At 71.6% G+C, this 10,393-nt stretch carries 10 protein-coding genes and 2 pseudogenes; 3 read left to right on the plus strand and 9 right to left on the minus strand.

Annotation, left to right across the window (positions count from 1 at the left end):
* The 5 genes and pseudogenes from NT132_RS06395 to NT132_RS06415 form a co-directional block, all read right to left on the minus strand.
* Positions 1-294: pseudogene (locus tag NT132_RS06395) on the minus strand (hypothetical protein); the annotation flags it as partial.
* Positions 295-452: 158 nt separating this feature from the next.
* A complete protein-coding gene (locus NT132_RS06400; RefSeq protein ID WP_297786652.1) occupies positions 453-1,640 on the minus strand; it encodes a sugar ABC transporter permease in 1,188 nt (395 codons plus the stop codon).
* A gap of 56 nt (positions 1,641-1,696) precedes the next feature.
* Positions 1,697-2,602, minus strand: a complete 906-nt coding sequence (locus tag NT132_RS06405; protein ID WP_297786546.1) for an ATP-binding cassette domain-containing protein — start codon at positions 2,600-2,602, stop codon at positions 1,697-1,699.
* A gap of 33 nt (positions 2,603-2,635) precedes the next feature.
* Positions 2,636-3,727: a substrate-binding domain-containing protein gene (locus NT132_RS06410; RefSeq protein WP_297786549.1), complete on the minus strand. Its 1,092-nt coding sequence runs from the start codon at positions 3,725-3,727 to the stop codon at positions 2,636-2,638.
* A gap of 9 nt (positions 3,728-3,736) precedes the next feature.
* Entirely contained in the window at positions 3,737-4,924 is a 1,188-nt protein-coding gene (locus NT132_RS06415; RefSeq protein WP_297786553.1) for an ROK family transcriptional regulator, read from the minus strand.
* Between the two features lie 196 nt (positions 4,925-5,120).
* Here NT132_RS06415 and NT132_RS06420 point away from each other — a divergent pair, with 196 nt between their 5' ends.
* Positions 5,121-5,906: an LLM class flavin-dependent oxidoreductase gene (locus tag NT132_RS06420; RefSeq protein WP_297786556.1), complete on the plus strand. Its 786-nt coding sequence runs from the start codon at positions 5,121-5,123 to the stop codon at positions 5,904-5,906.
* Positions 5,903-6,286 carry a hypothetical protein gene (locus tag NT132_RS06425; RefSeq protein ID WP_297786559.1) on the plus strand — a complete coding sequence of 128 codons (384 nt, stop codon included), beginning with the start codon at positions 5,903-5,905 and terminating at the stop codon, positions 6,284-6,286. The genes NT132_RS06420 and NT132_RS06425 overlap by 4 nt, the downstream gene beginning before the upstream one ends.
* Positions 6,287-6,303: 17 nt before the next feature.
* On the opposite strand, the gene NT132_RS06430 is transcribed toward NT132_RS06425, so the two are convergent.
* Positions 6,304-7,656: an MDR family MFS transporter gene (locus NT132_RS06430; protein ID WP_297786562.1), complete on the minus strand. Its 1,353-nt coding sequence runs from the start codon at positions 7,654-7,656 to the stop codon at positions 6,304-6,306.
* A 177-nt stretch (positions 7,657-7,833) separates the two neighbouring features.
* Here NT132_RS06430 and NT132_RS06435 point away from each other — a divergent pair, with 177 nt between their 5' ends.
* A complete protein-coding gene (locus tag NT132_RS06435) occupies positions 7,834-8,217 on the plus strand; it encodes a hypothetical protein (protein ID WP_297786565.1) in 384 nt (127 codons plus the stop codon).
* A 25-nt stretch (positions 8,218-8,242) separates the two neighbouring features.
* Here the strand turns inward: NT132_RS06435 and NT132_RS06440 are convergent, their stop codons facing one another.
* From NT132_RS06440 to NT132_RS06450, 3 genes and pseudogenes are all read right to left on the minus strand, one after another.
* Positions 8,243-9,106: an NYN domain-containing protein gene (locus NT132_RS06440; RefSeq protein ID WP_297786568.1), complete on the minus strand. Its 864-nt coding sequence runs from the start codon at positions 9,104-9,106 to the stop codon at positions 8,243-8,245.
* A 1-nt stretch (position 9,107) separates the two neighbouring features.
* Positions 9,108-10,103 (minus strand): Gfo/Idh/MocA family oxidoreductase, encoded by a 996-nt coding sequence (locus tag NT132_RS06445; protein WP_297786571.1) that lies wholly within the window; start codon positions 10,101-10,103, stop codon positions 9,108-9,110.
* A pseudogene (locus NT132_RS06450) lies at positions 10,100-10,393 on the minus strand (hypothetical protein); the annotation flags it as partial. The gene NT132_RS06445 and the pseudogene NT132_RS06450, both read right to left, overlap by 4 nt.

Consider the following 10,393-nt stretch of genomic DNA (forward strand, 5'->3'; position numbering starts at 1 on the left):
GATGGCCTGCAGGCCGGCGAGCAGCTGGTCCTCGGCGCCCTCGATGCCGGTGGGCTCGCCGTTCGGGTAGTAGTAGCCCGTCACGGCCGCGTAGAGCGGTCCCTGCAGGTACTTGCGGTCGAAGTTCTCCCAGCGCGGCGAGGACGCCGCATCCGGGAGGATGACGCACGCGCGTCCTGCCGCGTCGCCTCCGCCGCTGTCGCCGCCGGTTCCGCCCCCGCCGGAACAGCCCGACAGGGCCACCGCCGCCGCACCGGTGAGTGCGGCCACGGCGAGGAGTGATGACTTCTTCATCGTTCGCCTTTCGTCGTTGAAATACGCGATCCCCAGGAGCGTCGCTGCTGTGCCGTCGCGCCTGCAGCGATCATGTCGGCATCCGCCGTTGGCGTCAAGAGATGAACGTAACGCTTTGGGTACAGCGGCTCCGGGTTTCCCGCGTGAACCCAGTGAGGCTAGGCGCGGCCGGCCGCCGCGCGCGCCCGGCGGGACAGCGAATCGATGATGACGGCGAGGACCAGCACCACTCCGGTGATCATGAACTGCACCGAGGAATCGAGGTTCAGCAGGGTGAGCCCCGACGAGATCGACTGGATGACGACGATCCCGAGGAGCGCCGAGAACGCCGACCCGCGGCCGCCGAACAGGCTCGCGCCGCCGATGACGGCCGCCGCGATCGCGATGAGGTTCGTGTCGCCGCCGCCGGAGCTCTGCCCCGCCGAGGCAAGACGAGCCGCCGCGAGGATGCCGCCCACCACCGCGAGCGACGAGCACAGCGCGAACACCGACAGGTACATCCGGGTCACGCGGATGCCCGCGCGGCGAGCGGCTTCCACCGAGCCGCCGACGGCGTACACCGCGCGGCCCCAGCGGGTGCGGGTGAGCGCGAGGTTCAGCAGCACCACGAGAGCGACGAAGAACAGGAACATCACGCCGACGCCGCGGTACAGGTTCAGATACCAGCTGACCAGCAACAGCGCGGCCAGGAGCGCACCGCTGCGGATGGCGATCAACGCGTAGCTGTCGCTCGCCAGGTTCGCGGCGGCGCGACGACGCGCGCGCCGCACGCCCGTCGCGGCGAAGGCGGCGACGCCGAGCACCACCACGAGGTACGACGCCCACGCGGGCAGGAACATCTGCTGCGCGAACTGCACGATCCACGAGTCGAACGGGATGGCGATCGTGCCGGTGTCGCCGAGCACCCACAGCTGCAGCCCGAGGAAGCCGAGGAGACCGGCGAGGGTGATGACGAAGCTCGGCAGGCCGAAGCGGGTGCGGAGGAACCCGTACAGCAGCCCGACGAGGGCACCGATCGCGATCGCGGCGATGATGCCGAGCGCGATGGGCCACTGCAACTGCACGAACGTGACCGCGAGCACGGCGGCGCCGAGACCCGACACCGACCCCACGGACAGGTCGATCTCGCCGATGAGCAGCACCACGACCACCCCGAGAGCGATCGTGCCGGTGGCGGCGCACTGCATCGTGAGGTTCACCAGATTCTCACTCGACAGGAACACCGGGTTCAAGAGTTGAAAGACGCCCCAGATCAGCGCGAGCCCGATCGCGACGGGCGCGGCGCCCAGATCGCCGCCCCGGATGCGGACGAGCGCCAGCGCGAAGGCGCCACGCACGCCGTGCAGATCCAGCGCCCGCTCGTCACCCGGGCCGGCCTCGGCGATGCCGTCCTGCCCGGCGCTCACGGGCGGTTCCGGCCGCGCGGGGGCCGCCGGCGGGATCCGGCGGGAGGCATCGGAATGATGGGCGCATCGGCCGGTGGGGCGGCCTCGTCGTCCGCCTCTGCCGGGGTTGCTGCGGGCCGGGCGCCGGGCCGGAGGCCGGACTGGTCCACGGCCCCGGTGATCGCCGCGATCAGGGTTTCGCTCGTGATGTCGGCAACGTCGTACACGCCGTTGTTGCGCCCGAGACGGAGCACCACGGCCCGGTCGGCGACGGCCATCACATCGGCCATGTTGTGGCTGATGAGGATCACGCCGTGCCCGCGCTCGCGGAGCCGTTCGATGAGGTTCAGTACCTCCGCCGTCTGCGCCACCCCGAGTGCCGCGGTCGGTTCGTCCAGGATGACCACGCGGGGATCGCCGATGGGCGACCGCGCGATCGCCACCGTCTGCCGCTGGCCGCCGGAGAGGGATGCGACGGGGATGCGGACCGAGGGGATCTTCGCCGCGAGCTCCCGCAGGAGCGCCCACGTGCGCTGCTCCATCCCGACCTCGTCGAGCGCGCGTCCCGCCACGAGCTCGCGGCCGAGCCACAGGTTCGCGACCACGTCGAGGTTGTCGCACAGCGCCAGGTCCTGGAAGACGGTGGCGATGCCGAGTTCTTGCGCGTCGGCGGGACTGTCGATCCCGACGAGGTCGCCGTCGAACTCGATCGTGCCGGCATCCGGGGCGTGGACGCCCGCGAGCACCTTCACGAGGGTCGACTTCCCGGCCCCGTTGTCGCCGATGAGGGCCACGACCTCGCCCTCGTCGACCCAGAAATCCACGTCGGTCAGCGCCCGGACCGCACCGAAGCGCTTCCCGATGCCGCGCATCGTGAGCACTCGTTCCCGCGCGCGACCCGCGCGTGGCTGCGTCGTCGACATCCTCGTCACACTCTCCTCGCCAGGATCAGGACCCTACCCGATGCCGGCCGCGGCGCACGCGTCGGCGTACCGCGGCGTGCAGATGTCTTCCACCCGCCAGAATCCGTCGGCGACGACCGTGCTCATGATGTCGTCGACCGTCACGGCGACCGGGTCGAGCAGGGTCGTCGGCACGCCGTTCGTGTCCATCGGTGCCGTGACCTCCTCGCCGTGCAGGAGCGCCACCGCCACCTCGGCGGCGAGCTCCGCCTGCGGCCGGATCGCCTTGTACACGGTCATGTACTGGTCGCCCGTGATGATCCGTTGCAGCGCCGCGAGTTCCGCATCCTGACCGGTCACGATCGGGAACGGATCGACGCCGGCCGCCTTCAGCGCGGCGACCGCGCCGCCCGCCGTGGCGTCGTTCGCCGCGTACACCCCCGCGATGTCGCCGCCGTATTGGGCGATCTCGCCCGCCACCCAGTTCTGCGCCTTGTCCGGGCTCCAATCGGGCGTGTCGTATTCGGCGAGGATCTGCAGGCCGCTGTCGTCGAGGACGCTGCGCGCCCCGCGACTGAACAGGGTCGCGTTGTTGTCGGTGGGGGAGCCGTTGACCATGAGGATGCCGTCGCCCCGACCGGCCTCCCGCATCCCCTCGACCAGCGCGGTGGCCTGCAGCTCGCCCACCTTCTCGTTGTCGAAGGAGACGTAGTAGGCGAGGTCGCCGCCCGCGATGAGGCGGTCGTAGGAGATCACCGGGACGCCCTTCGCGTTCGCCGCCGTGACGATGCTGACGGCGGCGTTCGCGTCGACCGGGTCGAGGACCAGCACGCCGGCGCCCGCCGCCAGGGCGGACTCGGCCTGCTGCTGCTGAGTGCCCGCATCCTGGTCCGCGTTGGCGTACAGCACATCGCTCTCACCCAGCTCGCGCACCCGCGCTTCGAACAGGGGTCGATCGAACGTCTCATAGCGGGCGGTGTTCGCGTCCGGCAAGAGCAGCGCGATCGCCCCGCGGCCGGAGGCGGTGGCGTTCCCGCCCGGATCGGTACACCCGCTCAGCGTCCCCGCGGCGACAGCGACGACGAGGGCGGTGAAGACGACACGGCGGCGCCGGCGAGACGCGGGAGTGCGATCCGGTGGCGGCATGGGCGCCGCCTACGCCGAGAACGGGAGTGCTTGCGCGTCGACCGTGACCTGATCCAGGGCGACGGCGATAGCGCCGCGCGCCTCGGCCCACTCCCCGAACGAGGCGGCGACGATCTCGGGCAGCCCCGTCGCGGAGGGCAGGGCGGAGCGTTCCAGCGAGTGCCGCATGGGCGCCATGAGGATCTCGCCGGCCTGGGCGAGCTCTCCGCCGACGACGATCAGCTCCGGGTCGAACATGTTGCACAGGCTCGCTGCGGCGACGCCGATGTGCCGGCCGGCGTCGGCGATGACGCGCCGGGAGCTGCCGTCGCCCGCCTCCGCCGCCTGCAGCAGATCGCTGAGGCGCCGCATCCCGTCGCCGGGCGGGAACAGCGACAGCAGTGCGGGTCCGCCCGCGAACGTCTCCAGGCAGCCGCGGTTGCTGCAGCGGCAGATGGGACCGTTCTCGTCGATCGTGACGTGACCGATCTGCCCGGCTTTGCCGTTGACGCCCCGGAAGAGGTCGCCGCCGACGATGAGACCTGCGCTGATGGTGTGGCCGACACGGATGAATACCGAGGACGACGCGCTGCGCCCGTTTCCCTCGCGGGCTTCGGCCAGGCCGCCGAGATTCGCCTCGCTGTCGACATAGACGGGTCGGCCGATGCGTTCCGACAGCGCGGCCGCGACATCGACGCCCTCCCAGCCCCGCAGCAGCCCCGGGGTGGAGACCATCCCGGTGCGCGGGTCGATGGGAGCGGGGAGCGCGAGGCCCACGGCCAGCAGATCAGACAGCGAGCTGCCGAGGGAGTCCATCATGTCGCCGAGCAGCAGGCTCAGACGGTCGAGCTCCGCGTCGTGACGGTGGTCGAGCGCGAGCGGGAGCGTCGACTCGGTCACGATCACCCGTGCGGAGTCGGCGATCGCGATCCGCAGCTGGCGGGAGCTGAAGTGCACGCCGGCGACGAGGCCGAGTTGCCGGGCGAGCGAGACGAGCGTGGCGCGGCGCCCGCTGCGGGAGGTCACCGAGGTGTGGAGCAGCCCGGATGCGGTGAGCTCCTTGACGATGTTGGACACCGTGGCGGGGGAGAGCCCGGTGCTGCCGGCGAGCTCCACCTGGGTGAGCCGGCCGTGTCGCTTCAGCGCATCCACGAGGCGCGCGCGATTGGCCTCGCGGAGCGAGGTCTGCGAGCCCGGCGGTGGGTTGCGGCGTGCCACAGGCGCCACTGTACCGGATGCGCGAATACCCAGGTCGGGCGCGGCTTCGGTATCGGTGGACGTCGGCGCTCGCGCGAGCGAGCCTCCGTTGCGCGAGTGCGCACGCGAACGGGAGCGCACTCGGCGAAGGGATGCTCATTCGGTGGGCGCGGTCAACGGGTGGCGGTCGGCCTCGGGGTCGGGCACGCTGGAGCGGATGAGCGCTGCACCCGGAACCCTGTCCCTCGGCGTCGCCGCCGCCCTCGGCCCCGCCGCCATCGCCGAGATCGCCGGTGCCGCGGAGGCCGCCGGATTCGAGGCGCTGTGGGTGAACGACACCCCGGGCGCCGATGCGCTCGAGGCGCTCGCCGCTGCCGCCTCCGTCACCGCGACGCTGGGCCTGGCCACCGGCGTGCTGCCGCTCGATCGCCGCCCGGCCGAAGAAATCGCCGCCGCGGCCACCGCGCTCCCCGCGCACCGGCTCACCCTGGGGATCGGCTCGGGCGCGGCCCGGCAGGGCGCCCTCGCGATGATGACCGAGGGCGTGCAGCGGCTCCGCGCGGAGGTGGGATGCCGCATCCTCGTGGGCGCGCTCGGCCCCCGGATGCGGCGACTCGGTGCCGCGGAGGCCGACGGCGTGCTGCTCAGCTGGCTCCCGCCCGGCCTGGCCCGGGAGCAGGCCGCGGCGGCGCACGAGGTCCGCCCCGCGGCGCACGTGGCGCTGTACGTCCGAACCGCGCTCGACCCCGCCGCCGAGGAGCGGATGCGGCAGGAGGCCGAGCGCTACGCCGGTTTTCCGTCCTACGCCGGGAACTTCGCCCGGCTCGGCATCGATGTGCATGACACCGTGCTCCCTTCGCCCGCCCGGGACGCCGCATCCGGGATCGTCGCCTACCGCGACGCGGTGGACGAGGTCGTGCTCCGCGCGATCGTGCCGGAGGACACCCCGGCGTCGTACCTGAGGTTCATCACGACGGCCGCGCAGCTGCGGGACGCCTCGTGAGGGCGGCCGCGCGCTGGCTGTTGGCCGCCCTGCTGGTGGCGGCCGGGGTGTCGCACCTCAGCTGGGGCCGGCGTGGGTATCGCATCGTCGTGCCGGACTGGGCGACGCGCCTCCTCCACGTCGACAAGGACACGATCGTGGTGGTCTCGGGTGTCGTCGAGGTCGTCCTCGGCGTCGCGGTCGTCGCGCTGCCGAGGGAACAGCGACGGGTGGGCGCGTCGATCGCCGCGTTCTTCGTCGCCGTGTTCCCGGGCAACGTGCATCAGTGGCGGACCGGGCGCGCGGCGCCGGGACTCGCCAGCGACCGGGCACGCCTCATCCGGCTCTTCCTGCAGCCGGTGCTCATCGCCTGGGCACTGTGGAGCACCTGGCGCCGCTGACCGGAACCGGGCGGGCGTCAGCGGGCGGGTTCGTCGGTGATCGGCACGTGCGGCACGAAGACGCAGACCGCGAGCAGCACGACCGCCGCCGCCAGCACGCCGACGAACACCGCGCTCGAGCCCGCCTGGATCGACGACGGCGAGGGCCCGCTCGCCGCGGTGATCACCGCGTTCGCCACGGCCCCGAAGACGGCGACACCCAGCGCGCTCCCGACCGACCGGGTCAGCGCGTTGGTGCCCGAAACGACGCCGCGTTCCCGCTGCGCCACGCTCGACTGCGCGGCGATGAGCGTGGGGTTCGCGACGAGCCCGAGCCCGAGGCCGACGACGAAGCAGCCCGTCGCGGTGAGGACCACGGAGGGCGTCGCGGAGAAGGCGAGGACGAGCACCGCACCGAGCACGGCGACCGTCGAGCCGATCACGGCGGTGGCCCGGAATCCGATGCGCAGATAGACGTGCCCCGCCAGGGCGCCGGTGAGCGGCCAACCCAGGGTGAGGGTGGCCAACGCCAGACCCGACACGATCGGCGCCGCGCCGGCCGAGCCCTCGAGGAACGGCGGCACGAATGAGACGAGGCCGATGAGGAGGACTCCGATCACGAGCGACGCGAGGGCACTCGTGACGACAATGCGGCGGCGAAGGAGCCACGGCGGCAGCACCGGGTCTTCGGCGCGTCGCTCCACGAACCCCAGGATCACGAGGAGGCCCGCCGCGACCCCGAACACGGTCAGCGACGGCCAGGAGAGCCAGCCCCAGGCATCGCCCCCCTCCAGCACGCCGAACACGAGCAGCACCAGCGCGACGGTGAGCAGCACCGACCCGGCGTAGTCGATCCGGCGGGGCCGCCGCTCGAACACCTCCCGGTAACTGCGCCACAGCAGCCACAGGGCGACGAGCCCGATGGGCAGGTTGACCCAGAAGATCCAGCGCCAACTCACGAATTGGGCGAACACCCCGCCCAGCGTGGGGCCCGCGACCGAGGCGATGGCCCACACACTCGCGATGTACCCCTGCGCCTTCGCCCGCTCCCGCACCGTGTAGATGTCGCCGGCGATCGTGAGTGAGGTGGGCATGATCGCACCCGCCCCGAGCCCCTGCACAGCGCGGAACACGATGAGCCACACCATGCTCCCGGCGCTCGCGCACAGCAGCGAGCCGGCGAGGAACACGCCGATCCCGACGACCATGATGGGCTTCCGGCCGAACGTGTCGGCGAGCTTCCCGTAGACCGGGACGGAGGCGGCCTGCGCGAGCAGGTACACCGAGAACAACCACGGGAACTGATCGAACCCGCCGAGATCCTTCACGATCGTGGGGACCGCCGTGGACAGGATCGTCGAGTCGATGGCGATGAGAAAGATCGACAGCATGATCGAGAGCAGGATCGGTCCCCGCCGCGATCTGAATCCGACACCCTCGTCCACACGCACCCCCGCCTCCATCCCATCACGACCGAGGGATGCGGCGGCGCCGCGGCGAGCACGATCAGAGGACGGATGCGGCGTCAACCGGTCGTGAACCCCTCACCGATGCGGTTCACTGGCCTGATGAGGACGTTCGCACGGTGGCTTCTCGCCACGGCCATGGTGTTCGCCGGCATCAGCCACCTGACCTGGTCGCGGACGGAGTTCCGCGCTCAGGTCCCGGACTGGACAACCGAGCTGGTGCCGGCGGTCGACACCGACACGGTGGTGCTCGCCTCCGGGGTCGCCGAGATCGCTCTCGGGGTGTCGCTCGTGGCCCTACCCTCGCAGCGCCGCCGGGCGGGCACGGTGCTCGCGCTGTTCTTCGCCGCGGTGTTCCCCGGCAACTGGTCGCAATTCACCCACCACCGGGACGGCTTCGGACTCGACACCGACACCAAGCGCCTGGTGCGGCTGTTCTTCCAGCCGGTGCTCATCGCCTGGGCCCTGTGGAGCACCCGTCGGTAGGCGTATGCCCGACGGGGCATGAAGCTCAGCGTTTGTCGGCGACGAGCCGCATCCTGACGATGTGCTCGGTCTCGTCCATCTCGGCGATGTCGGGATGCGCGGCCACGAACTCGGTGAAGCTGCGGTGACCCAGCGCCTTCTCGCTGAACGACGAGTCGAGGCGGGTGATGAGGCTCTTCACCGCGGAGGCGTGCTGCCACTGCGAGGGGTCCTTGTCGTTCTCGAGCCGCAAGGCGCGCTCCAGCAGATCGGCCGCCGGGTCGACGGAGCGCTTGCGCGCCCGCGGGCGGGTGCCGGACGCATCCTTCTTCGCCTTCTCGGGCGAGGAGACACCGGGCAGGGAATCGTACGAGTCGAACCGGTCGCACGCCGCGGCCAGCGACTTCGCCGTGGACCCGGCCACCCCGACGCCCACGACGAACCGGCCGAGACGCTTGCAGCGCTGCGCGAGCGGGACGTAGTCGGAGTCCCCGGCGACGATCACCACGTGAGTGAGGTCGGGCAGACGGAACATGTCCTCGACGGTGTCGACCGCGAGCCGGATGTCGGCGCCGTTCTTCGCATATGCGGCGGCGGGGAAAAGCTGCACCAGGTCCACCGCGCGGGAGACCAGCTGCGTCCGGTACTCCGCGTTCACGGGGGAGGACCAGTCGGCGTAGGCGCGGGTCAGCACGAGCGTGCCGTACGACGCGGCGTAGTCGATGATGGCCCCGACGTCGACGGTCGCGGCGGTCAGCTTCTCGCGCACCTCCGGGTCGGTCGGGTTCTCGGCGATCCGCTGACGATCACGGGAGTAGCTGTTGCGGCCGTGCACACGGTCGTACCAGCTCATCACGATGTTGTCGAAGTCGAGGTAGACCGCCACGCGGGGGTCGGTGGGGCTGGGCACGTCAGGCCTCCTGGGGGTAGCGGACGCCGATCTGCGCGCGGACCTCGTCGAGGGTGCGCATGATGGCGACGGATTCGTCGATCGGCAGCAGCGGGGAATCCGTAAGACCTGCGGCGACATACTCTTCGGCGGCGAGGGCCTGGAACTGCATCCCGCGCCCGTCGACCTGCGAGACGTAGTCCTCGAGGACGGTGCCGTCGGGCCCGATGAGCCGGAACGAGGTGGGGCAGTACCAGGTGCGGTCGATGTCGATGCGCGCCTCGGTGCCGATGATGTGGGCGGTGTTGGGCCCGGCCGCGCGCGACGACGAGATCGACGTGGACAGCGCGCCGCCTTCGTGCGTCATGATCGTCGCGACCTCGGCGTCGGCGCCGGTGTCGGCGAGCCGGCCGCGAGCGGTGACATCGCGGGGTGCGCCGAGCACGTCCCAGGCGAACGAGACCGGGTAGATGCCGAGGTCGAGGAGCGCGCCGCCGCCGAGTTCGAGCGCATTCAACCGGTGACCGGGGTCGGTGGGGAGGCTCTGCGTGTGGTCGGCGAAGACGGCACGCACCTCGCCCAGGGCGCCGCTCGAGACGAGCTCCCGGATGCGGACCATGTGCGGCAGGTACCGGGTCCACATGGCTTCCATCACGAGCACGCCGGCGTCGCGGGCGGCATTCCGCACCCGCTCGGCCTCGGCCGCGTTCAGGGTGAAGGGCTTCTCCACCAGCACATGCTTGCCCTGCGCGATGGCGGCGAGGGCGTTCTCGGCATGGAGCGGATGGGGCGTCGCCACGTAGACGATGTCGACCTCGTCATCCGAGACGAGGTCCTCATAGGAGTCGTGGGCGTAGGGGATGCCGAACTCATCGGCGAAGGCGCGGGCAGCCCCTGCGGTGCGGGAGCCGACGGCGCGGACGTCCCGGTCGGCCGTGCGGAGGTCGGAGGTGAAGGCGTGGGCGATGCCGCCCGTGGCGAGGATTCCCCAGCGAAGGCCGGACGTGGTGTCACTCATTCCTCCACCGTAGCCGCGGGGTCCGTCGTCGCGGCAGACCGGCGGGGAGGAACGTCGGAGAGGCCGAGGAGGAACCGGACGATCGTGTCGGCCGTGCCGGCCAGGACCGGGCCCTGCCCGAAGCCCCAGTCCTGGTCCGTCGCGCGCACCGTGTGGCCCTTCACGATCGCGCGGCGGTCGAACGGCGCGCTCGTCGCGGCGTACAGCGCGACGGCGCCGACGATCGGGGGAGCGACGGCCGCCGGTACCCCGCGGGCGTCGGCGAGGACGAGCAGAGCGCGCAGGGTGCG

This window comes from Microbacterium sp. (assembly GCF_026393345.1).
Lineage (GTDB): Bacteria > Actinomycetota > Actinomycetes > Actinomycetales > Microbacteriaceae > Microbacterium.